Annotated in this window: 16 protein-coding genes; 9 read left to right on the top strand and 7 right to left on the bottom strand. The window is 71.7% G+C overall.

All coding sequences use genetic code 11. From position 1 onward, the window contains the following. Window positions 1-19: 19 nt before the first annotated feature. Both IE168_RS06470 and IE168_RS06465 read right to left on the bottom strand, forming a co-directional pair. A complete protein-coding gene (locus IE168_RS06470; protein WP_189496375.1) occupies window positions 20-2,311 on the bottom strand; it encodes a S9 family peptidase in 2,292 nt (763 codons plus the stop codon). Between the two features lie 201 nt (window positions 2,312-2,512). After that, window positions 2,513-3,214 (bottom strand): glutathione binding-like protein, encoded by a 702-nt coding sequence (locus IE168_RS06465; protein WP_189496373.1) that lies wholly within the window; start codon window positions 3,212-3,214, stop codon window positions 2,513-2,515. Between the two features lie 173 nt (window positions 3,215-3,387). Between IE168_RS06465 and IE168_RS06460 the strand changes: the two genes are divergently transcribed. Together IE168_RS06460 and uvrD are read left to right on the top strand one after the other, a co-directional pair. Further along, window positions 3,388-4,026: a TIGR00645 family protein gene (locus IE168_RS06460; RefSeq protein ID WP_229823187.1), complete on the top strand. Its 639-nt coding sequence runs from the start codon at window positions 3,388-3,390 to the stop codon at window positions 4,024-4,026. A gap of 70 nt (window positions 4,027-4,096) precedes the next feature. Continuing rightward, window positions 4,097-6,277, top strand: coding sequence for a DNA helicase II (gene uvrD, locus IE168_RS06455; RefSeq protein WP_189496371.1), 2,181 nt, complete (start codon window positions 4,097-4,099; stop codon window positions 6,275-6,277). 4 nt (window positions 6,278-6,281) lie between these two features. Here the strand turns inward: uvrD and IE168_RS06450 are convergent, their stop codons facing one another. The 3 genes from IE168_RS06450 to IE168_RS06440 form a co-directional block, all read right to left on the bottom strand. Continuing rightward, window positions 6,282-6,527 (bottom strand): hypothetical protein, encoded by a 246-nt coding sequence (locus IE168_RS06450; protein WP_189496369.1) that lies wholly within the window; start codon window positions 6,525-6,527, stop codon window positions 6,282-6,284. A gap of 173 nt (window positions 6,528-6,700) precedes the next feature. Beyond that, window positions 6,701-7,435, bottom strand: coding sequence for a DUF502 domain-containing protein (locus IE168_RS06445; RefSeq protein ID WP_229823184.1), 735 nt, complete (start codon window positions 7,433-7,435; stop codon window positions 6,701-6,703). Beyond that, on the bottom strand, window positions 7,426-7,719 hold the full coding sequence (locus tag IE168_RS06440; protein ID WP_189496367.1) for a DUF2782 domain-containing protein: 294 nt from the start codon (window positions 7,717-7,719) through the stop codon (window positions 7,426-7,428). The genes IE168_RS06445 and IE168_RS06440 overlap by 10 nt, the downstream gene beginning before the upstream one ends. A 76-nt stretch (window positions 7,720-7,795) precedes the next feature. Between IE168_RS06440 and polA the strand changes: the two genes are divergently transcribed. From polA to IE168_RS06425, 3 genes are all read left to right on the top strand, one after another. Next, the gene (gene polA / locus IE168_RS06435) at window positions 7,796-10,564 is read left to right on the top strand and encodes a DNA polymerase I (RefSeq protein WP_189496365.1); all 2,769 of its coding nucleotides are present in this window, start codon (window positions 7,796-7,798) and stop codon (window positions 10,562-10,564) included. Between the two features lie 390 nt (window positions 10,565-10,954). Beyond that, window positions 10,955-11,938, top strand: a complete 984-nt coding sequence (gene glk / locus IE168_RS06430) for a glucokinase (RefSeq protein WP_229823182.1) — start codon at window positions 10,955-10,957, stop codon at window positions 11,936-11,938. Window positions 11,939-12,111: 173 nt separating this feature from the next. Beyond that, window positions 12,112-12,585: a DUF421 domain-containing protein gene (locus tag IE168_RS06425; protein ID WP_189496471.1), complete on the top strand. Its 474-nt coding sequence runs from the start codon at window positions 12,112-12,114 to the stop codon at window positions 12,583-12,585. Between the two features lie 220 nt (window positions 12,586-12,805). On the opposite strand, the gene hemF is transcribed toward IE168_RS06425, so the two are convergent. Next, window positions 12,806-13,735, bottom strand: coding sequence for an oxygen-dependent coproporphyrinogen oxidase (gene hemF, locus IE168_RS06420; protein WP_189496360.1), 930 nt, complete (start codon window positions 13,733-13,735; stop codon window positions 12,806-12,808). Between the two features lie 215 nt (window positions 13,736-13,950). Further along, complete coding sequence (locus IE168_RS06415; protein WP_189496358.1) at window positions 13,951-16,341, bottom strand: S9 family peptidase; 2,391 nt, start codon at window positions 16,339-16,341, stop codon at window positions 13,951-13,953. A gap of 175 nt (window positions 16,342-16,516) precedes the next feature. Between IE168_RS06415 and IE168_RS06410 the strand changes: the two genes are divergently transcribed. The 4 genes from IE168_RS06410 to IE168_RS06395 all read left to right on the top strand — a co-directional run bounded on the left by IE168_RS06410 (window position 16,517) and on the right by IE168_RS06395 (window position 22,626). Further along, window positions 16,517-17,971, top strand: coding sequence for a cytochrome ubiquinol oxidase subunit I (locus IE168_RS06410; RefSeq protein WP_189496355.1), 1,455 nt, complete (start codon window positions 16,517-16,519; stop codon window positions 17,969-17,971). Next, entirely contained in the window at window positions 17,971-18,984 is a 1,014-nt protein-coding gene (gene cydB, locus IE168_RS06405) for a cytochrome d ubiquinol oxidase subunit II (protein ID WP_189496353.1), read from the top strand. Before IE168_RS06410 ends, cydB begins: the two co-directional genes overlap by 1 nt. Window positions 18,985-19,082: 98 nt before the next feature. Continuing rightward, the gene (locus IE168_RS06400; RefSeq protein ID WP_189496351.1) at window positions 19,083-19,355 is read left to right on the top strand and encodes a YcgL domain-containing protein; all 273 of its coding nucleotides are present in this window, start codon (window positions 19,083-19,085) and stop codon (window positions 19,353-19,355) included. A gap of 10 nt (window positions 19,356-19,365) precedes the next feature. Continuing rightward, a complete protein-coding gene (locus IE168_RS06395; protein WP_229823179.1) occupies window positions 19,366-22,626 on the top strand; it encodes an ankyrin repeat domain-containing protein in 3,261 nt (1,086 codons plus the stop codon). Window positions 22,627-22,649 lie beyond the last annotated feature (23 nt).

The raw sequence follows: 22,649 nt of genomic DNA, 5'->3' as shown, positions 1-22,649 counted from the left end.
GTCGCAGCTGTAGCTGCTCCTACAGGGACGGGGAAAGGGACGAGGACTGGGACGGGGAGGGGGTGAGGCAGTCGGCGAAGAACCGCTCCGCCATCCGGTAGCGGTGCAGCGCATCGCCGCCGCGCAGGCCGTGCTTGGCGCCGGGATAGGTCATCAGCTGGAAGCGGGTGTCCTGCGCCTGCAGCTTCGACATCAGCGCCGTGGCGTTGCTGAAGAGCACGTTGTCGTCGGCCATGCCGTGCACCAGCAGCAGCGCATCGTCGCGGATGCCGTCGAGGTGGGTGAACACGCTGGCGGTGCGGTAACCCTCGACGTTGGCCTTCGGCAGGCCCATGTAGCGCTCGGTGTAGTGGGTGTCGTAGAGCGCCCAGTCCGCCACCGGCGCGCCGGCGATGCCGCAGCGGTAGTCGTCGGGCGCCTGGCCCAGCAGCATCAGCGTCATGTAGCCGCCGTTCGACCAGCCGTGCACGCCGATGCGGTCGCCGTCGATCCAGGGCTGGCTGCGCAGCCACTCGACGCCCTTGCGCTGGTCTTCGACCTCCACCGTGCCCTGCTTCCCGTACAGTGCGCCGCCGAAGTCGCGGCCGCGCCGCGGGGTGCCGCGGTTGTCGAGCGAGAACACCACGTAGCCCTGCTGCGCCAGGTACTGGTTGAAGAAGGCGTCGGCGCGGCCGGGCCAGGCGTCGAGCACGGTCTGCGCGGCGGGGCCGCCGTAGACGAAGACCACGGCCGGGTAGCGCTTGGCGGGATCGAAGCCCGCCGGCCTGATCACACTGTAGTGCAGCGGCGTGTTGCCGTCGGCGGCGGTGAGGGTGCCGAACTCCGTGGGCAGGTGCGCGCCCAGGTGCCGTGCGTAGGGATGCGCGGGATCGGCCGGGTCGTTGTCCACCAGCGCGGCGATGCGCGTGCCGTCGGCGCGGTACAGCTCCAGCTGCGGCGGCGTGCGCGTGTTCGACCAGCTGTCGACGTAGACGCTGGCGTTGCCGGCGAAGGTGATGGCGTGCGTGCCGGGGGTGGACGTCAGTTCGACGATGTCGCCGCCGTCCAGGGGCACCGAATACAGCGCGCGCTGCGTAGGTGATTCGCGGCCGGCGGTGAACCAGGCCAGCCCGCGCGCCTCGTCCACCGCTTCCAGCGCGTCCACCGGCCAGTCGCCGCGGGTCAGCTGTCGCAGGTCGGAGCCGTCCTCGCTGGCGATGTAGAGGTGCTCGAAGCCGTCGCGCTCGCTCGACCACAGGAAGCGGCCGTCGGCGAGGAAGCGCAGGTTGTCGTGCAGCGGCACCCAGGTGTCCGAGGTTTCGGTCAGCAGGGTGCGCTGGCGGCCGCTGGCCAGCTCCACCTCGACGAGGTCCAGGCGCTGCTGCTCGCGCGACTGCCGCTGGAACGCCAGCCGCTGCGGGTCGCGCCAGTCGACGCGGGCGAGGTAGATGTCCGGGTTGCCGCCGAGGTCGATGCGCGTGGGCGCGGCGCGCGGGCGGTCGGGACGGGCGACGAACAGCTCGACCCGCACGTTGTCGTCGCCGGCCGCGGGATAGCGCTGCTCCACCACCTCGGTGCGGTCGGGATAGACCTCGTAGCGCTTCTGCACCGGCACCGGCGACTCGTCGATGCGCGCGTAGGCGATGGCGGAATCGTCGGGCGCCCACCAGTAGCCGGTGTGGCGGGCCATCTCCTCGTCGGCCACGAACTCGGCGACGCCGTTGCCGATCGTGCCGCCGCCGTCGCGTGTGAGCTGCACTTCGTCACTGCTGGCGAGGTCGACCACCCACAGGTTGCGGCCGCGGATGAAGCTGACGTAGCCGCCCTTCGGCGAGACCTTGGGGTCGGTGGCGAAGCCGCCGCCGGAGGTCAGCCTGCGCACCGCGTCGCGGCCCGGCGTGGCCAGGTCGTAGAGGTAGAGCTCGCCGCCCAGCGGGAACAGCAGGCGCTGCGAGTCCGGCGCCCAGTGGTAGTCGACGATGCCCGAGAGCGCGGCGATGCGCTGGCGCTCGCGGCGCGCCTTCTCCTCGTCGCTGAGCACCTCGTCGCCGGGCAGCACCACCGCCGAATCGACCAGCATCGCGGTCGTGCCGCTTGCGACGTCGTAGGCCCAGAGGTCGAGGCGGTTGCGGTCGCCGTCCTTGCCGCGCAGGAAGGTCACGCGCGAGCCGTCCGGCGCGACCTTCGGCTTGAGCAGGGTCGGGCCGGACAGCGCGGCGTCGCCGGTGATGGCTTCGAGGGTGAGGGGCTCGGCGTGCGCGGTGCCGGGCGTGGCGGCTTGGACGGTCGGGAGGGCAAGGGTCATGAGGGCTGTAGCCAGGAGCAGTCGCATGTGGCGGTCCGGAAAAACGATCCAACCCCCATGATGCCGCAGCCTCCCTTGTAGGAGCGGCTACAGCCGCGACCCGGGCCACCGCGTGGCAACGGAATTGCCGGGATCCGGGTGAGCAGGTCGCGGCAGTACCCGCTCCTGCAGGGAGGCATCCCGCAGCGACTGGGGCATGGTTCAGGGCGGCCACCGCGGTTTACCGGTTCAGGCTGGCCGCGCGCCCTGGCCGAACAGCACCGCCTTCTCGTCGTCGCTCATCGGCTTCCCGGCGTCCGGGTTCACCTGCTTCGAGAGCGCATAGGCGCGCTGCGTGGCCGGGCGCGCGGCGATCGCGGCCTGCCAGCGCTGCACTTCGGGGAAGGGCGCCATGTCCAGCGGCGCGCGGTCGTAGACGTTGATCCAGGGATAAGCCGCCATGTCGGCGATCGTGTAGTCATCGCCGGTGATGAACGCGCGGCCGGCCAGGCGCTTGTCGAGCACCCCGAGCAGGCGCTGCACCTCCTTCGTGTAGCGCTCGGTGGCGTACGGGATCTTCTCCGGCGCGTAGACGTTGAAGTGCCCGTATTGCCCGGTCATCGGCCCCAGGCCGGCCATCTGCCAGAACAGCCATTCCAGCGCCTCGATGCGCCCGCGCGGCTCGGCCGGCAGGAAACGGCCGGTCTTTTCCGCGAGGTACAGCAGGATGGCACCCGACTCGAACACGCTCTGCGGCGCGCCGCCGTCGGCCGGCGCGTGGTCGACGATGGCCGGCATCTTGTTGTTGGGCGAGATCGCCAGGAACGCCGGTTCGAACTGTGCGCCCTTGCCGATGTCGACTGGATGGATCCGGTATTCCAGCCCCGCTTCCTCGAAGAACAGGGTGACCTTGTGGCCGTTCGGGGTGGGCCAGTAGTGGAGATCGATCATCGCAGTGGCTCCTCGGGTGTGGGGGCTCCGAGTCTAGGCGCGGGCGGTCGGCGGTGGGCGCGCGCGCCCGCAACGCTGTGGTCGCAGCCATGGCGGTGGCCGCGAAAAACCGCTTGGCGGCCGCCGGCCACGGCCTTTACGCTTCACCGGTTTTTCCGCCCGCAAGGATCCCCGTGTCGAATCCGCATCCGCCCGCCCCGCGGCTGGGCCCGCTGCCCGCCCTCATCTTCAGCTCGCGCTGGCTGCAGCTTCCGCTCTACCTGGGCCTGATCGCCGCGCAGTGCGTGTACGTGGTCCTGTTCGGCAAGGAGCTCTGGCACCTGATCCACGAGACCCCGTCGCTGGGCGAGCAGGACATCATGCTGATCGTGCTCGGCCTGATCGACGTGGTGATGATCTCCAACCTGCTGGTGATGGTGATCGTGGGCGGCTACGAGACCTTCGTCTCCCGCCTCGGCCTCGCCGGCCATCCCGACCAGCCGGAATGGTTGAGCCACGTCAACGCCAGCGTGCTCAAAGTGAAGCTGGCGATGGCGATCATCGGCATCTCCTCGATCCACCTGCTCAAGACCTTCATCGAGGCCGGGACGCTGGGCAGCGGCCTGCCGCACTGCAGCTCCGCCGACGGCATCGCCGCCGCGGTGGCCGCCACGGCGGCGGGACTCAAGGGCAAGGCCTGCACCAACGCCACCGAGATGGGCGTGCTGTGGCAGACCATCATCCACTTCGCCTTCATCCTGTCGGCGATGGGCATCGCCTGGACCGACAAGCTGATGACGGGCTCGGCGAGCCGGCGCGAACACGCGCACTGACGCAGCAGGCCGGGCCCCATGGCTGCGGGGCCGCCGGGTGGGGCGGCCCTGCCTCGCGTAAAATGCGCCAATGGATGTCTCCCACCTGCTCGACGGGCTCAACGACGCCCAGCGCGAGGCTGTCTCCGCGCCACCTGGCAACTACCTGGTGCTGGCCGGCGCCGGCTCCGGCAAGACCCGCGTCCTCACCCACCGCATCGCCTGGTTGAACGAGGTCTTCGGGGTGCCGGTGCACGGCATCTTCGCGGTCACCTTCACCAACAAGGCCGCGGCCGAGATGCGCCACCGCGCCGATGCGCTGCTGCGCAACGGCGCGCGCGGGCTGTGGATCGGCACCTTCCACGGCCTCGCCCACCGGCTGCTGCGCCTGCACTGGCGGGACGCGAAGCTGCCCGAGGGCTTCCAGATCCTCGACTCCGACGACCAGCTGCGCCTGGTCAAGCGCGTGGGGCAGCAGCTGGAGCTCGACGAGGCGCGCTTCCCGCCGCGGCAGATCGCCTGGTGGATCAACGCGCAGAAGGACGAGGGCCGGCGCCCGGCGCACATCCAGGACGGGCAGGACGAGTGGGGCTCGGTGATGCTCAGGGCGTACGCGCTCTACCAGGAGCGCTGCGACCGCGCCGGCCTGGTCGACTTCGCCGAGATCCTGCTGCGCGCGCACGAGCTGCTGCGCGATACGCCGGTGCTGCTTGCACATTACCGCCAGCGCTTCGCGCACCTGCTGGTCGACGAATTCCAGGACACCAACGCCATCCAGTACGGCTTCATTCGCCTGCTGGCAGGAGATTCGGGCCAGGTGTTCGTGGTCGGTGATGACGACCAGGCCATCTACGGCTGGCGCGGGGCGAAGGTCGAGAACGTGCAGCGCTTCCTGCAGGACTTCCCCGGCGCGCAGACCATCCGCCTGGAGCAGAACTACCGCTCCACCGCGGCGATCCTGGACGCCGCCAACGCGGTGATCGCGCACAACCCCGGACGGCTGGGCAAGAAGCTCTGGACCGACAGCGGCGCCGGCGAGCCGATCGACCTGTTCGCCGCCTACAACGAGATCGACGAGGCCGACTACATCGTCGGCCGCATCCGTGAATGGGTGCGCGACGGCGGCAGCCACGGCGACTGCGCCGTGCTCTACCGCAGCAACGCGCAGTCGCGGATCATCGAAGAGAAGCTGCTCGAGGCCCAGGTGCCCTACCGCGTCTACGGCGGCGTGCGCTTCTTCGAGCGCGCCGAGGTGAAGGACACCCTGGCCTATCTGCGCCTGGTCGCCAACCGCGACGACGACGCGGCCTTCGAGCGTGCGGTCAACACGCCCACGCGCGGGATCGGCGGCAGGACGCTCGACGAGGTGCGCATGCGCGCGCGCGAGGACGGGGTGTCGCTGTGGGAGGCCTCGCTGCGCTGCGCGCAGGGCGGCGGGCTGGCCGGGCGGGCGCGCAATGCGCTGGCCGCCTTCCACGCGCTGATCGACGCCATCGATCGCGAACTCGTGGATCTGCCGCTCAAGGACAAGATCGACCACGTGCTGGAACGCTCCGGCCTGCGCGAGCACTACGCCCGCGAGTCCAAGGGCAGCCTGGATTCGCGCGTCGACAACCTCGACGAGCTGGTCTCGGTGGCCTCGCGCTTCGTGCGCGGCGACGACGACGAGTCGGCCGCGCTCACCGAGCTGGTCGCCTTCCTGGCCTACGCCGCGCTCGAGGCCGGCGAGGGCCAGGCGCAGGCCGGCGAGGACGGCGTGCAGCTGATGACGCTGCACAGCGCAAAGGGGCTCGAGTTTCCGCTGGTGTTCCTGGCGGGACTGGAGGAAGGCCTGTTTCCCAACGCGCGCTCGATCGACGAGAGCGGGCGGCTGGAGGAGGAGCGGCGCCTGGCCTACGTCGGCATCACCCGTGCGCGCCAGAAGCTGGTGCTCAGCCACGCGGAAACGCGCCGCCTGCACGGCCAGGACATGTACGGCATGCCCTCGCGCTTCCTGCGCGAGGTCCCGCCGGCGCTGCTCAACGACGTGCGCCCGAAGGTGCAGGTGTCGCGCACCCGCTACGCCCAGGCGCCGCGGCGCGACCATGGCCACGCGGTGGTCGACGAGACCCCGGGCATCGCCGTGGGCCAGGGCGTGGTGCACGCGAAGTTCGGCGCGGGCGTGGTCACCGACATCGAGGGCGCGGGCGCGCACGCGCGCGTGCAGGTGAACTTCGACGACGCCGGCAGCAAGTGGCTGGTGATGGCCTACGCCAACCTGCAGCCGGCCTGAGGCTTCAGTCGCGCAGCTTGAAGCCCGGCGACTCGTTGAGCGAGCCGTCGGGCTCGAGCACCGCCCAGCGTTCCCCGGTGCGGTCGAACACCACCGGGACCGGGTCCAGGAACATCGGCCGGCGCACGAACTTCAGCGTCCACTTGAACTGTTCCAGCGTCTCCAGCGCCTTGAGCTGGCCCGGCGTCAGGCCGGCGCGCAGGGCGGCGGGGTCGGATGGCGTGTCTCGGCGGCGTTCGCGTCCGTACATCGGGGGTCTGGCTGGTGGTGGTGCAACACATGATGTTGGCGGGCGCGCCGGCGCAGCGGTGTGAACCCGCGCCGGTTTCCGGACGTCCGCCATCGCGTCGATGCTGGTCGTGAAGCCGGTGGCCGCCAGCGCCCAGGCGCCGTGTCGCCGCGGGCGCCTCTTGCGGAAGCAGGCTACTCCCCGACGGGAACTTCGATTTTACCCCGCGCCGACGCGGCCGCTCCGGGGCGCGGCGGGGTGATGCCCATCGACAGATAGACGCTGGTCAGGGTGTCGATGCCGATCTCGGCCGGCTTCACCCAGTCGATCGGTACGTACAGCAGGCCGCCGCCGACCGGGATCGGCGCGGTCGGCACCAGCACGGTCAGGTGCAAGCGGCCGTCGATCTCGATCGGCTCGGGGTTGGGCAGGAGCCCCAGCACGGCCACGCCGTCGCCGCCGAAGAAGCACCACACCGGGCTCATCGCGGCGATGTCGGCGTGCTGGCGGTCGCCGATCACCGACACGAAGCGCTCGGCCAGCGCATAGACGCTGCCCACCAGCGGGATGCGGCGCATCGTGTTCCCGACCAGGGTCTTGAACGGCGCGGTCAGGCGCGAGCGCACCAGCAGGCCCAGCAGGTAGATCAGCCCGAGCGTGAGCAGGGTGCCCAGCAGCCAGGCGACGATCGGGTTCGCCTCGAACCATTCGCCGAACACAGTGAACGAGCGCCCGAACAGGCTGCTCGGGCCGAGGAAGCGGTTGACGATGCCCACCGCCCAGCCCAGCAGCACTAGGGTGAGCACCAGTGGCAGCACCGCCAGCAGGCCGGTCAGCCAGGTGGTGACGACCGGCTGCAGGTGGCGACGCAGCCCGACGTACTCGCTGTCGCCGCCGCGGTCGTGGCCGGGTGGCGTGATCAGTTCCACTCGAAGAGCTTGAAATAGACCGGGGACACGCCGTCGCGCTCGTTGTCGACGATGCCGTCGCCGTCGCGGTCGTAGAGGTAGTAGGTCGGGCCGCGCGAGGGTTCCACCTTGAGTGCGCGGACGCGGCCGTCGACGCGGTACTCGGTGACGACGTCGCCGTTGGCCTCGGTGCGGACGGTTTCCTCCGCGCCCTCCGGGATCCCGGCCTGGACGAGCGGATCGGCGGAGGTGGCGCAGGCGCCCAGCAGGAGGGCGGCGGCAAGCGCGGGCACGAAGCGGTTCATGGCGGTCTCCCTGGAGGGTGCGTGGATTATGCGCCAGCGGCCCGGCCGCAGGCGGTGAGGACGTAGAATCCGGGGCATGACACGCCTGGTCCTGATCGACGGTTCCTCCTATCTCTACCGCGCCTTCCACGCGCTGCCGCCGCTGACCAATGCCGGGGGCGAGCCCACCGGCGCGCTGTTCGGCGTGGTCAACATGCTGCGCGCGACCCTGAAGGAGCGGCCCGAGTACGTCGCCTTCGTGGTCGACGCGCCGGGGAAGACCTTCCGCGACGAGCTGTATCCCGAGTACAAGGCCAACCGCCCGCCGATGCCCGACGACCTGCGCGCGCAGGTGCAGCCGATGTGCGAGGTGGTCGAGGCGCTGGGCATGCCGATCCTGCGCGTGCCCGGGGTCGAGGCCGACGACGTCATCGGCACGCTTGCGCTGGCCGCGGCGGCCGAGGGCATCGACGTCACCATCTCCACCGGCGACAAGGACTTCGCGCAGCTGGTGCGGCCGGGCGTGGCGCTGGTGAACACGATGAGCGGCACGCGCACCGATTCCGACGAGGCGGTGATCGCGAAATTCGGCGTCCGCCCGGACCAGGTGGTCGACCTGCTGGCGCTGATGGGCGATAGCGTCGACAACATCCCCGGCGTGGAGAAGTGCGGGCCGAAGACCGCCGCCAAGTGGCTGGCCGCCTACGACAGCCTCGGCGGTGTGATGGCCTCGGCCGGCGAGATCAAGGGCAAGGTCGGCGACAACCTGCGTGCGGCGCTCGACCGCCTGCCGCTGAGCCGCGAGCTGGCGACCATCCGCACCGACGTCGAACTCGAGGTCGGTGTCACCGATCTCGCGCTGCGCGAACCCGACGTGGACACGCTGCGTGCGCTGTACGCGCGCTACGGCTTCGTGCAGGCGCTGAAGGAGCTAGATGGCGGCAGCGCTGCGAACGGGAATGTGCCGGCGAAGGCGACGATCGCGCGCGCGGGCAGCGGCTTCGTCGCGCCGGCGGCGGACGCGGATGGCACCGCGCCGGATCCCGCGCTGGCGATCGAGGGACGTTACGACACCATCCTCGACGCCGCGGCGCTGGAAGCGTGGATCACACGGCTGCGCGAGGCCGGCCTGTTCGCGGTCGACACCGAGACCGATTCGCTCGATCCCCTGCGCGCCAACCTGGTCGGCATCAGCTTCAGCTGCGAGCCCGGCCGCGCCGCCTACCTGCCGCTGGCGCACGACTATCCTGGCGCGCCCGCCCAGCTCGACCGTGCCGTGGCGCTGGACCTGCTGCGCCCGCTGCTGGAGGACCCGGCGGTGCGCAAGGTCGGCCAGAACGGCAAGTACGACCTGCACGTGCTGCGCCGCCACGGCGTGGCCGTCGCCGGCTATTCCGACGACACCCTGCTGGAAAGCTTCGTGCTCGACTCCGGCCGCGCGCGCCACGACATGGATTCGCTGGCGAAGCGGGAGCTGGGCTACCAGACGGTGGCCTACACCGATGTCGCGGGCAAGGGCGCAAAACAGATCCCGTTCTCGCAGGTCGCCATCGACGACGCGACCCGCTACGCCGCCGAGGACGCCGACGTCACCCTGCGCCTGCACCGCGTGCTCGCGTCGCGCCTGGAGGCCGAGCCCGGCCTGCGGCCGGTGTACCGCGACATCGAGATGCCGCTGGTGGAGGTGCTCGCGCGCGTGGAGGCGAACGGCGTACTGCTCGACGGCGACGAACTCCGCCGCCAGGGCGCGGCGCTGGGCCGGCGCATGCTGGAACTGCAGCAGCGGGCGACGGAGCTCGCGGGCCGGACCTTCAACCTCGATTCGCCGAAGCAGGTCTGCGCGCTGCTCTACGACGAGCTGAAGCTGCCGACCCTGGTGAAGACGCCCAAGGGCCAGCCCTCGGCCAACGAGGAGGCGCTCGAGGCCATCGCCGACCTGCACGAGCTGCCGCGGGTGATCCTGGACTACCGCAGCCTGGCCAAGCTGCGCGGCACCTACACCGACAAGCTCCCGGAAATGGTGAATCCGGAAACCGGCCGCCTGCACACGAGCTACCAGCAGGCCGGCGCCGCCACCGGGCGGCTGGCGTCGAGCGATCCCAACCTGCAGAACATCCCGATCCGCACCGAGGATGGCCGCCGCATCCGCACCGCCTTCGTGGCGCCGCCGGGGCGGAAGATCGTGGCCTGCGACTACTCGCAGATCGAGCTGCGGATCATGGCCCACCTCTCCGGGGACGCCGGCCTGGTCGCGGCCTTCGAGGCCGGCGCCGACATCCATCGCGCCACCGCGGCGGAAGTGTTCGGTCGCAAACTCGACGAGGTTACCGGCGACGAGCGCCGCGCCGCCAAGGCGATCAACTTCGGCCTGATGTACGGCATGGGCGCCTTCGGCCTGGCGCGCAACCTCGGCATCTCGCGCGCCGAGGCACAGGACTACATCGCGCTGTACTTTTCGCGCTATCCCGGCGTGCGCGACTTCATGGAGCGTACCCGCGCCCAGGCGCGCGAGCAGGGCTACGTCGAGACCGTCTTCGGCCGCCGCCTGTATCTGGAGTACATCAGCCGCGGCACCCAGGCCCAGCGTGCGGGCGCCGAGCGCGCGGCGATCAACGCACCGATGCAGGGCACCGCCGCCGACATCATCAAGCGCGCGATGGTGTCCGTGGACGCCTGGCTGGCGGGACAGGCGGGGCGCGCGCTGATGATCCTGCAGGTGCACGACGAGCTGGTGTTCGAATGCGAGGCCGGCTTCGTCGACACGCTGCTGGCCGAGGTGGTTGCCAGGATGACCGGGGCGGCCGAGCTGAAGGTCCCGCTGGTCGTCGACAGCGGGGTCGGAGACAACTGGGAGCAGGCGCACTGAGGCGATGGCCGGGGCCTGAATGGGCGCCATCCACGATCGAAAACGGCGCTGGCATGGGCCAAGATGGAAAGGGCTAAATGCCCGCTGAATCCAACAAAAAGTTAACGGGGATCTTCACGAACCATCCATGTTCACGGTGGTCATATAGGTCGCGACAGATGCAAGGTCTGTCGCAGATCACTCCCCTCCCCTGGAGATGATCGACCCCGGAACGACGGCTTCTCCCCGAGCCCCGTTCTCCAGCCCCGCCGGCCCCCCCTGCCTGCGGGGCTTTTTACTGTCCGATGCATTCGTACGCATCCGCCACATGGCTGCGCCGGCGCCCAGTCGCACCGGCACGGGCCGCGAGCTGTTCGCGCCCGACGCCCTGGATGCGGCAGGATCATGCCCATGGATACGACCGACGGACTGGCCCTGATCGCCGACATCGGCGGCACCAACGCGCGCTTCGCGCTGTGCGACCCGACGGCTGCCGTGCCCGCGCTGCTCGAGTCGCAGTCGTTGCGCAACGCCGGGTTCGCCAGCCTGCAGCACGCGGCCGAGCACTACCTGGCGGCCGTCGGGGCGCGGCCGCGGCGCGCGGCGATCGCGCTGGCCTGCCCGGTGGGCGGCGACGAGATCCGGCTCACCAACCGCGCCTGGTCGTTCAACCGCCACGAGCTGCGTGCCTCGCTCGGCCTCGACGAGCTGCGCCTGATCAACGACTTCGGCGCCATCGCGCAGGCGGTGCCGGCTCTGGCCGCGGACGAACGCGTGGCGCTGTACGGTCGCGACCACGACATCACGCGCGGCCCGGTGAGCGTGATCGGGCCGGGCACGGGCTTCGGCGTCGGCCTGCTGGTGGGCAGCGCCGCGCGCGGCTGGGACGTGGTGGAGACCGAGGGCGGGCACGTCGGCTTCGCGCCGTTGGGCGACGAGGAGCGCGCACTGGCCGACTGGGCGGTTGCGCGCCACGGGCGGGTGTCCTGGGAGCGGCTGCTGTCGGGCAGCGGGCTGTCGGCGATCGACGCGGTGCTGCGGGCGCGCGACGGCGTGCAGGATGCCGGCCTGCGAGATCCGGCCGACGTGGTCGCGGCCGCGCTCGATGGCCATGACGTGGTCGCGCGCCGGGCGCTGGCGCGCTTCTGCGCGATCCTCGGCAGCGTCGCCGGCGACGTCGCCCTGGTGCACGGCGCGCGCACGGTGGTGGTCGCCGGCGGCATCGTGCCGCGCTTCCTGCCGTTCCTGCGTGCCAGCGGCTTCCGCGAGCGCTTCCTGGCCAAGGGCCGCTTCGCCGCCTACCTGGAGCCGGTGTCGGTGCAGGTGGTCACGCATCCGAACCCGGGCCTGCTCGGCGCGGCGGTCGCGCTGCGCGACGGAGCCGTGGCGGCGTGAGCTTCCCGTTGCCCGCATCATCGCCGTCCGTTCGCGGGTGGCCGCGTTGACCAAGGGCGAATAGTTCCCGGTACGGACGACGCGCTGCAGGAAATGACGGCCCCGCGTGGACAACGCAATGCCTTCACGGGACGCTTGGCTTCATGGTGGCCTGTCGCTGGGAGGCCGAGGCCATGTCGGGACTGTTCGAGCTTGCGATGCCGTGGTGGGAGTTCGTGCTCCGCGCCACGGTGGTCTATTTCGTCGTGCTGGCGATGGTCCGCCTGTCGGGCAAGCGCACCGTCGGCCAGTTCACGCCCTTCGACCTGCTCGTCGTGGTGCTGCTGGGCACGGCGGTGCAGAACTCGCTGATTGGCGAGGACGTGTCGCTGGTCGGCGGCCTGATCCTCGCGGGCACGCTCATCGCCTGGAACTGGCTGGTGGGCTTCGCCACCGCGCGCAGCCGGACCCTGGATCGCATCGCGGAAGGCAGCCCGGTCCTCCTGGGCCGCGACGGCGAGCTGTTCGACGCGGTCATGCGCCGCCAGAACATCAGCCGCCTGGACGTCGAGGAAGCCCTGCGCGACAACGGCCTGGGCAAAGTCTCCGACGCCGCCCTGATCACCCTGGAAGTCGACGGCACCATCACCGTGATACCGCGGAAGTAGCGGACTGGGGTGGGAGTTCCCGCCACGGATTCGCGTTCCTGGAACAGGAGCGTTTTCACCGCGGATGACGCGGATTGCGCGGATCTGCGCGGATCACTTCGTGGCAATGGCATGGGCCACGGCCAAGGCACGGCGACGTTTCAAAAGGGGTGTTCAGCAGGTCCCGCCTCGGTCTGATCCGCGTGAATCCGCGCAATCCGTGGCAAAGCTTACCGCTCTATCAAAGCTCCGCAAGCCAATCGCGTGGCCGCAGGTAGTCGGCCAGACGTGATTCGGCGCTGCCGGGTTCGGGCTGCCAGCCGTATTCCCAGCGCGCCAGCGGCGGCATGCTCATCAGGATGGATTCGCTGCGGCCGCCGGACTGCAGGCCGAAGTGGGTGCCGCGGTCCCAGACCAGGTTGAATTCGACGTAGCGGCCGCGGCGGTAGAGTTGGAATTCGCGCTCGCGCTCGCCGTACTGCGTCGCCCGGCGGCGCTCGACGATCGGCAGCCAGGCGTCGAGGAAGCCGTCGCCGACCGCGCGGGTGTAGGCGAAGTCGCGCTCGAAATCCTCGGCCAGGTCGTCGTAGAACAGGCCGCCGATGCCGCGGGTTTCGCCGCGGTGCTTCAGGAAGAAGTACTCGTCGCACCAGGCCTTGTGCGCGTCGTAGCGCGCCTGGCCACCGAAGGGTTCGCACAGCGCGCGCGCGGTGCGGTGCCAGTGCAGCACGTCCTCGTCGAAGGGGTAGAAGGGCGTGAGATCGAAGCCGCCGCCGAACCAGGACGCGACCGTCTCTCCGTCGCGCTCGGCGCGGAAGTGGCGCACGTTGGCATGCGTGGTCGGCAGGTAGGGATTGCGCGGGTGGAACACCAGCGACACGCCCACTGCGCGCCACGAAGCGCCGGTGAGCTCCGGGCGGCTGGCGGTGGCCGAGGGCGGGAGCCTTGAGCCGCGCACGTCCGAGAAGCCGATGCCGGCCTGCTCGAACACCGCACCGTCGCGCATGACGCGGGTGCGGCCGCCGCCCGACAGGCCGCCGCTGGCGCTCTCGTCGGGGCGCGTCCAGGCGTCCTCGTGGAAGCGGGCGGCGCCGTCGGCGCCCTCCATCGCGGCGCAGATGCGGTCCTGCAGGCCGGTGAGGTAGTCGCGTACGTCGTTGAATTCGTTCATGACGCGATTGTAGGACGCCCGCGGCGGATGGTCCGCACCGGGCCTGCCCGGTCCCACATGGACCCGCTTCGGACCCGCCCCGTACACATCCTGTAGGAGCCGCTACAGCGGCGACCGGCGTGCAGCCGCGCTTGGGCACGGTTCCGGGCGAATCCGGGTCGCCGCTGTAGCGGCTCCTGCAGAATGAGTCCGGGTGGGGCGGGATGCGGCGGGAATCAGGGCTTCAGCGCGCGCTCGAACAGTTCGTGGATGCGGCGGTACTGGTCGTACCACGAATCGGAGTGCACGTAGCCGTGCCGCTCCAGCGGGTAGCTCGCCAATTCCCACTTGTCCTTGCGCAGTTCGATCAGGCGCTGCGCCAGCATCACCGAGTCCCGGTAGAACACGTTGTCGTCGATCATGCCGTGGGCGATCAGCAGGTGATCCTGCAGGCCTTCGGCATATTCCATCGGCGATGACTTCGCATAGGCCTCGGGGTCCAGTTCCGGCGTGTTGAGGATGTTGGCGGTGTAGGCGTGGTTGTACTGCGACCAGTCGGTCACCGGGCGCAGCGCGGCGCCGGCCTTGAACACGCCCGGCTCGCGGAACAGCGCCATGAAGGTCATGAAGCCGCCGTAGCTGCCGCCGTAGATGCCGACGCGGTCGCGGTCGCCCTGGCGGTTTTCCACCAGCCAGTCGATGCCGTCCAGATAGTCCTCCAGCTCCGGGTGGCCCATCTGCCGGTAGATCGCGGTGCGCCAGTCGCGGCCGTAGCCTTCGGAGGCGCGGAAGTCGAGGTCCAGCACGATGTAGCCCTGCTGCACCAGCATGTTGTGGAACATCTGCTCGCGGAAATAGTTCGGGTAGCGGTCGCTGACGTTCTGCAGGTAGCCGGCGCCGTGCACGAACAGCACCACCGGGTACTTGCGCCCGGGCTCCATGGTGGCCGGACCGTAGTACTTGCCCCAGACGGTGCCGGCGCCGTGCTTCGAGGGCACCTGCACGGTCTCGGGCTGCAGCCAGTCGTAGGCCTTGAACTCGGCCGTGCGCGTGTCGGTGAGCTGGCGCGCACCGCCGCCGGCGGCATCGAGCACCGATAGCTGCGGCGGCATGTAGCTGGTCGAATGCCGCACCAGCACGCGGCGGCCGTCGGGCGAGGCGACGAAGTCCTCGACGCCGTCGAGCGCGGTCAGTTCGCGCACTTCGCCGCCGTTGGCACCGACCTGGCAGACCTCGTAGTCGCCAGGGCGGGCGCGGTTGCACAGGAACAGGAAGCTGGCGCCGTCCGCGGCCAGCACCGGCTGCGAGGCTTCCCAGCGGCCCGAGGTCAGCGCGCGCGCGCGGCCGCCCGAGGTGGTGTACAGGTGCGACCAGCCGGATTCCTCGGACAGGAACCACAGCGTGCGGCCATCGGGCATCCAGCCGAACTCGTTGAAGCTCCAGTTGATCCATGCCTCGTCGGTCAGGCGGTGCACGGGCTGCAGCTTCGCGACGGCGAGGTCGACCGTCGCCAGCCAGCGGTCCTTGTTGTCGACCGAGTGCAGCATCAGCGCAAGCCCGCGGCCGTCGTCGCTCCAGCGCGCGCCGCCGGAGACGTCGCCGCCCCAGCCCTCGACGCGCACCGGGCGGTTGCCCTTCAGCGCGTCCTTGCCGGCGGCCTTGCGCAGTGCCGCCAGCGGATCGGTGGCGATGCCGGGCAGCGCTTCGGTCTTCAGTTCGCGCACTTGGCCGTCGGCCACCGAGACCAGCCAGAACGACTGCGGCGCCGGATCGTTGCGGCCCACGCGCGTGCGCACGTCCTCGAACTCCTCGTAGCCGGACTCGGTGACGTACTTCGGCATCTTCCCGGCCTGGCCGCCGTCCGCGCCCTTGGCCTGGGTGACGACGAGCAGCCAGCGGCCGTCTGGCGACATCGCGCTGCCCTGGATCTCGACGTCCTTGCCCAGGTACGCCGGTGCCGGCGCGCGCGAGGGATCCTCGCTGCGCCAGGCCTCGGCCTGGGTGCGCAGCTCCTCGCGGCGCTCGCGCTCGGTGCGCAGGGTTTCGATGTAGCGCAGCTGGCGCTCGCGCAGGGCGTCGGGCTTCGGCGCGGTGCCGGGCGCGTCCTCGGCCTTCAGGCTTGCGGCCTGGCCGACGCCGGTGGCGGCGGTCCAGCGGAACCAGTCGTTGCCGCTGCGCCAGGACAGCGAGCCGTCGCGACCCCACTGCAGCTGGGATTCGCCGCCTTCGGTGCGGGTGAGCTGGGTCAGGCCGCCGCTGCGCAGGTCGCGCACGAAGACGTCGCCGTTGCGCAGGAAGGCCATGCGCGCGCGGGTGGCGTCGAACAGCGGGTCGGCCGCATCGATGCCGCCGCGCGCCGCGCCCTCGACCACGCGCGCCGCGCCGCCGGCCACCGGCTGCGCCCAGGTGTCGCGCACGTTGCTGCCGCTGCGCTTGGCCAGGTAGTACGCCGTGTCGCCGTCCCAGGACCACCACATGCGCTCCACCGGCGCGCCGATCCAGTCGGGGTCGGCCATCACCCGGTGCAGGTCGAGCGCCTGCGCGGGCTGGGCCGAAGCCGGCAGCGCCGGCACCGTCGCGAGCAGCAGTGAAAGCGACAGCAGGGAAGCAGCGGAACGGTCGTGCATGGTGCGATGGCCCCGGAAACGTGACGCGCCAGCGTATCAGCCGCGGCCGCGCCGGCTCTGGGCCGGTGGTCATGGCCGCGCCCGCCGGCGCGCGTTCACGCCGCCTGAACCGCAGCGCACGCGTGCAGGCGCAGAATGGCGTGCATCCCTGCACCTGAACGCCGCGGAGAACTGCGTGGATGCCCTGCTGCTGTCGAGGATCCAGTTCGGCTTCGTCATCACCTTCCACATCCTGTTCCCGGCCTTCACCATCGGCCTGGCGCACTGGCTCGCTTTCCTCGAATGGCGCTGGCTGCGCACGCAGGACGGGAAGTGGCGCGACCTGTACTTCTTCTGGCTGCGGATCTTCGCCATCAGCTTCGGCATGGGCGTGGTCAGCGGCATCGTCATGAGCTTCCAGTTCGGCACCAACTGGGCGGTGCTGAGCGAACGCGCCGGCGCGATCCTCGGCCCGCTGCTGAGCTACGAGGTGCTGACCGCGTTCTTCCTCGAGGCCAGCTTCCTCGGCGTGATGCTGTTCGGCTGGAACCGGGTGTCGCCGAAGCTGCACTTCCTGTCGACCTGCATGGTCGCGCTGGGCACGCTGTTCTCGACCTTCTGGATCCTGGCCGCGAACAGCTGGATGCAGACGCCGCAGGGCCACGAGGTGGTCGACGGGATGTTCGTGCCCGTCGACTGGTTCGCGGTGATCTTCAATCCCTCGTTCCCCTACCGTCTGGCGCACATGGTGCTGGCGGCGTTCATCACCACCTGCTTCGTGATCGGCGGCGTCAGCGCCTGGTACCTGCGGCGCGGCGTGCACGTCGAGGAAGGGCGCCGGATGCTGAAGCTGGCGGTGGCCTTCGCCGCGATCGCGCTGCCGCTGCAGGTGCTGGTCGGCGACCTGCACGGGCTCAACGTCGGCGAGCACCAGCCGGTCAAGCTGGCGGCGATGGAGGCGCACTGGGAACACGGCGGACCCGGCGCCGGCGTGCCGCTCATCCTGTTCGCGATCCCCGACGCGGAGAACGAGACCAACCACTACGAGGTCGCCATCCCGCGCCTGGGCAGCCTGATCCTCACCCACAGCTGGGACGGCGAGATCGAGCCGCTGACGGCGGTGCCGCGCGACGAGCGCCCGCCGATCGCGCCGGTGTTCTGGGGCTTCCGGATCATGGTCGGCCTGGGCGTGGCGATGCTGGTGCTGGCGCTGGCCTCGGCCTGGGCCTGGTGGCGCGGCTGGCTGTTCGGATCACGCTGGCTGCTCGACGGCTGGCGGCTGCTGAGCCCGGCGGGCTTCATCGCGCTGCTCGCGGGCTGGTACGTGGTCGAGATCGGCCGCCAGCCCTGGGTGGTGTACGGGCTGCTGCGTACCAGCGATGCGGTGAGCCCCAACATCACCGCGGCGGCCGTCATGACCTCGCTGGCCACTTATGCGGTGGCCTACGCGGTGATCTTCGGGGCCGGCATCTGGTACCTGCTGGGCCTGGTGCGCAAGGGGCCGCAGCCGTTCGAGGAGCCGCCGCGCACCGAGGGCGGCGACAAGACCCCGGCGCGCCCGCTGTCGGTCGGCGAGCGCGAGCATGCCAGCACTGAGCCCTCCAGCACGGCGCCCGCGGGCACGACGTCCACGCGCATGGAGGGCCCGTGATGGAAACCGCGGCCTGGCTGCCGGTGGCCTGGTACTTCGTGATCGGCTTCGGCGTGATGATGTACGTGCTGCTCGACGGCTTCGTGCTGGGCCTGGGCATCCTCGCGCCCTTCGCCGAGGACGGCGACCAGCTCGACCACATGATGAACACCGCCGCGCCGATCTGGGACGGCAACGAGACCTGGCTGGTGCTCGGCGGCACCGGACTGCTGGCCGCCTTCCCCAGGGCCTACGCGATCCTGCTGTCGGCGCTGTACCTGCCGGTGCTGGTGATGCTGGTGGCGCTGATCTTCCGCGGCGTCGCCTTCGAGTTCCGCTTCAAGGCCCGGCGCGGGAAGCGCTTCTGGGGCGGCGCGTTCGCGGCCGGCTCGATGGTGGCGGCGTTCGCGCAGGGCGTGATCCTGGGCGCGCTGGTCGAAGGCATGCCGCTGGAGGAGGGCAAGTACCTCGGCGGCGCGCTCGACTGGTTCAGCCCGTTCTCGATGCTGACCGGCGTGGCGGTGGTGTTCGGCTATGCGCTGCTCGGCGCGGGCTGGCTGATCCTGAAGACCGAAGGCCGCCTGCAGCAGGTGGCGCGCACGGTGACCCGGCCGCTGGTGCTGGTGGTGGTCGCGTTCATGGGCCTGGTCAGCACTTGGCTGCCGTTCCTGGATTCCCAGGTCATGGCGCGCTGGTTCGAGGGCGGCAATTTCTGGTGGCTGGCGCCGGTGCCGCTGCTGGCGCTGGTGAACGCGTTCTGGCTGTGGCGCGCGGCGATGCGCGAAGGGCGCGACGCGCGCCCGTTCCTGCTGACGCTGAGCTTCTTCGTGCTCGGCTTCGCGGGGCTGGTGGTCGGGATCTGGCCGAACATCATCCCGCCGTCGCTGAGCATCTGGGATGCGTCCTCGCCGCCGTCGTCGCAGGGCTTCACCCTGGTCGGGCTGGCCATCCTGCTGCCGATCATCCTCGGCTACACCGCGTGGTCGTACTCGGTGTTCCGGGGCAAGATCCAGGCCGACGCCGGCTACCACTGAGCCTCCGCCGCGCCGTCCACGCGCGGCGCCGGGGCGCCGCGGCGCGCTTGCTTTATGCTTCATCCCTGCACGCGTGCGCCCGCGCGCTGGAACCGCCGATGCAAGCCTTCGTCTACAAGAGCCTTCGAAAGGCCGATACCTACGTCTACCTCGCCGGCCGCGACGACTTCGGCCGCATCCCCGACCCGGTCCGCGGCGAGCTCGGCGAGCTGCGCTTCGTGCTCGAGGTCGCGCTGGTCCCCGGCCGCCGCCTTGCGCGCGAGGACGCCGACGTCGTCCGCGCCAACCTCGCCGGCCGCGGCTTCCACCTGCAGATGCCGCCCCGCGCGGGCGTGGATCCGCTGACCGGCGACTGGGGCACCGATGCCTGAGCGCGCGTCCATGAAGACCTGGCTGCCGCTGGTTGCCGGCGTCCTGCTGGCGCTGCTGGCCGGCGTGCCCGAGGCCGCGGTTGCGGCGCTGGCGGCCTGCCTCGCGCAGCCTGCGCTGGCGCTCGGCCTGCGCGCGCGTCTCGGCGGCGGGCTGCCCGCCGGTGCCGCGCTCCGCCGCGACCTGCTGGCGCTGCTGCTGCTGTGGAGCCTGGCGCTGGCCGCGGGCGCACTGCTGGTGGGCTGGCCGCTGTCGGCGCTGGTTGCCAGCCGCGGCGCCTCGCCCGGCCCGGCGCTCGCGCTCAGCGCCACCGCCGGCCTGGGCGTGATCGCGCTCTGGCGGCTGTGGCCGCTGTGGCAGCGCGCCGAGGCCGAGGGCGGCCGGACGCTGGCCGGGCACTGGCATTCGCTCGACGAAGTCGATGGTTCCAGCTGGCGCGGGCTTGGCGCCGCGCTCGCGCTCGCCGCCATCCTCGCGCTGGCGCTGGCGCTCGCCTGGCCGGGCCTGGTGGCCGGTGGCGCGCGCTGGATCCTGGCGGTGCTGGCCGCCATCGCCTGGCCGCTGCTGCACCTGGCGCTGCTGCGCACGCCGCTGGCGCAGGTGGCGCTGGACGTGCTCGAGATGCCCGAGCCGGCGCACCCGGCCGCGCTGGACGATGCCGAGGCGGCGGCCGCCGATCCCGTCGCGGCCCTGTATGCCGCGGCGCGCGGCGGCCGGGTCGAGCGGGCCCTGGACCTGCTGGCCCAGGGCGCCGATCCGCACGCCCTGCCGGAGCCGGAGAGCCGCGACCAGCGCTCGCTGGCGGTGCTGGCGGCGGTGCTGCCGGACCTGCGCCTGCTGCGCGACCTGATCACCCGCGGCGTCGACCTCAACCACGCGCACGCGGGCCTGACGCCGCTGCTGGCGGCGACCCGCGACAGCTGGCACGGCCGCCCCGAAGCGGTGATGACCCTGCTCGCCAATGGAGCCGACCCGCGCGCCGCCGACCGCGACGGCAACACGCCGCTGCACCACGCCGCGCGCAGCTCCGATCCCGGCGTAGCCGCCCTGCTGCGCGACGCCGCCGCCGAGCTCGATGCCCGCAACGCCGACGGCGTGACCCCGCTCGGCATCGCCTGCGGCTGCGGCAACTGGCGCCTCGCCCGCTTCCTGCTCGAACGCGGCGCGCGCACCGAGCCCGAAGGCGGCTCGCCGCCGCTGCTGGCCGCGGCCGGCGGCGATGACGACGATGCCGCCGGCGTCGCCCTGCTGCTCCGGCACAAGGCCCGGGTCGACGCCCGCGACGCCCGCGGCCGCAGCGCGCTGCACGAGGCCGCGCTCGCCGGCCACGTCGAGATCATGGCCGCGCTGCTCGAGGCGAAGGCGGACGCCGACGCCCGCGACGCCGTCGGGCGCACGCCGCTGCTGGACGCCGCCGCCGGTGGCCACGCGGCCGCGCTCGACCTGCTGGCCGGCCGCGCCGACGTGCACGCCGTCGACGCGGAAGGCCGCAACGCCCTGCACCTGGCCTGCCTGTGCGGCAGCGGCAGCGCGGCGCTGGCTACGCGCCTGCTCGAACTGGAGGTCGACGCGCAGCTGGCCGACGAAGGCGGCAAGCGCCCGGTCGAGCATGCGGCGTCCGGCGGGCGCTGGGCCATGGTCGCCGTGCTCGACCCGGCGCATCCGCTCCCGGCCAGCGTCCTTGGCGGCGACAGCGAAGCGCCGGTCGACCGCGCGCCGCTCGAGGTGCTGCGCGAACAGCTCGCCGAGGGCCGCTTCGAGGAACTCGAGCCGCTGGCGCAGCTTGTTTCTGCCGCCGAACTCGGCGGGCTGCTGCTCGACGGCGAAGCGCCGCCGGCGCCGGCGCGCATCGAGTGGCTGCTGCTCAACGGCGCCGACCCGGATGCGCGCGCGGAGGGCGAAGACACCGTGCTGCTGCAGCTGCTGGGCCGGGGCACGGCGGCGCTGCCCGCCGCCCAGGCGCTGCTGCGCGGCGGCGCATCGCCGGCCGGCGCCGGCGGCCTGGCGCGCTTCCTCGAGGCCTGCGTGCGCGAGGACCAGGCGGCGCGCGGGCTGGAGCAGTTCGCGCTGGAGCTGGTCGAGCGCGGCGCCGACATCCTGGCCCCGTCGCCTGGCGGCGATCCCGCGGCGGGGCTGGCGGTGCGGCTGGGCTGGATGCGCCTGCTCGAGCGCCTGGTCGCCGACGGCGTCGACCTCGACCGCCGCGACGGCCACGGCATGACCGCGCTGCACCTGGCCGCCGCGCTCGGCCGCGAGCCCGCGCTGCGGCTGCTGGTGAAGGGCGGCGCTTCGCCGGCGGTGCGCGCCGCCGACGGCCAGACGCCGCTGGGCGTGGCGCTGTCCGCCGGCCGCCGCGACCTCGCCGACTGGCTGGACTGGACCGGCTGGACGCTTCCCGGCCGCCCGTTGCGCGAAGCCGACGTGCCGGCCGCTGCGATGGCCGGCGATGCCGGCGCCGTGCGCCGCCTGCTCGATCTCGGATTCGCGGTCGACGCCGTCGACGACAAGGGCTGCACCGGCCTGCTGCGCGCCGCCGGCGGCGGCCACGCCGAGGTGCTGGAGCTGCTGCTCGAGCGCGGCGCCGACCCGCAGCGCGCCGCGCACACCGGCGCCACCCCGCTCTCGGCCGCGGTCAGCATGCGCCACGGCGTCATCGTCGAACGCCTGCTGCGTGCGAAGGTCGCGCTCGAACACCGCCTGCCCGGCGACGTCACCGTGCTGATGATCGCCGCCGCGCTCGGTATGCCCGACATCTGCGCGCGCCTGCTCACCGCCGGCGCCAACATCCAGGCCGCCGACGCCCAGGGCCTGACGCCGCTGCACTGCGCCGCGCTCTACGGCTTCACCGCGCGCGACCGCCCGCGCCTGCTGGCCCTGTTCGACACCCTGCTGCTGGCCGGTGCCGAGGCCGACGCCGAGGCCGCGGGCGGGGTCACGCCGCTGCTGCTGCTGCTGGGCGCGCGCGCCGAGCCCGGCACCGCCTGCGACGAGGACGTGGTGCAGGCCGCGGTCGACCGCCTGCTCGACGAGGACACGCGCCTGGACGCGCAGGACCCGCGCGGCTTCGGCCCGCTGCACCTGACCGCCCTGCACGGCCTGTTGCGCCTGGCCCGCCACCTGCTGCGCGCCGGCTGCGATCCCGATCTGCGCGACGCGCTCAACCGCACGCCGCGCGAGGTCGCGGTGATGCGCGGCTTCATCGACGTGGCCGCCGAGTTCGCACCGCCGCCGTCTGGCGTGTCGATGGCGCGGTTCCTGCGCGACCGGGGCTGAGCGGGCCCCCGCGCAGAGACGCC

This window comes from Luteimonas padinae, from assembly GCF_014652935.1.
Lineage (GTDB): Bacteria > Pseudomonadota > Gammaproteobacteria > Xanthomonadales > Xanthomonadaceae > Luteimonas > Luteimonas padinae.
Note: the sequence above shows the minus strand (reverse complement) of the source record. Positions and strands in the feature narration are given on the sequence as shown.

What these genes read in the sequence shown, in the direction of transcription:
- IE168_RS06395 (WP_229823179.1), top strand. Translation starts at nt 19,366, where the DNA reads ATGAAGACCTGGCTGCCGCTGGTTGCCGGCGTCCTGCTGGCGCTGCTG.
- glk (WP_229823182.1), top strand. Translation starts at nt 10,955, where the DNA reads ATGGATACGACCGACGGACTGGCCCTGATCGCCGACATCGGCGGCACC.
- uvrD (WP_189496371.1), top strand. Translation starts at nt 4,097, where the DNA reads ATGGATGTCTCCCACCTGCTCGACGGGCTCAACGACGCCCAGCGCGAG.
- hemF (WP_189496360.1), bottom strand. Translation starts at nt 13,735, where the DNA reads ATGAACGAATTCAACGACGTACGCGACTACCTCACCGGCCTGCAGGAC.
- IE168_RS06470 (WP_189496375.1), bottom strand. Translation starts at nt 2,311, where the DNA reads ATGCGACTGCTCCTGGCTACAGCCCTCATGACCCTTGCCCTCCCGACC.
- IE168_RS06415 (WP_189496358.1), bottom strand. Translation starts at nt 16,341, where the DNA reads ATGCACGACCGTTCCGCTGCTTCCCTGCTGTCGCTTTCACTGCTGCTC.
- IE168_RS06440 (WP_189496367.1), bottom strand. Translation starts at nt 7,719, where the DNA reads ATGAACCGCTTCGTGCCCGCGCTTGCCGCCGCCCTCCTGCTGGGCGCC.
- IE168_RS06450 (WP_189496369.1), bottom strand. Translation starts at nt 6,527, where the DNA reads ATGTACGGACGCGAACGCCGCCGAGACACGCCATCCGACCCCGCCGCC.
- IE168_RS06465 (WP_189496373.1), bottom strand. Translation starts at nt 3,214, where the DNA reads ATGATCGATCTCCACTACTGGCCCACCCCGAACGGCCACAAGGTCACC.
- IE168_RS06400 (WP_189496351.1), top strand. Translation starts at nt 19,083, where the DNA reads ATGCAAGCCTTCGTCTACAAGAGCCTTCGAAAGGCCGATACCTACGTC.
- polA (WP_189496365.1), top strand. Translation starts at nt 7,796, where the DNA reads ATGACACGCCTGGTCCTGATCGACGGTTCCTCCTATCTCTACCGCGCC.
- cydB (WP_189496353.1), top strand. Translation starts at nt 17,971, where the DNA reads ATGGAAACCGCGGCCTGGCTGCCGGTGGCCTGGTACTTCGTGATCGGC.
- IE168_RS06425 (WP_189496471.1), top strand. Translation starts at nt 12,112, where the DNA reads ATGTCGGGACTGTTCGAGCTTGCGATGCCGTGGTGGGAGTTCGTGCTC.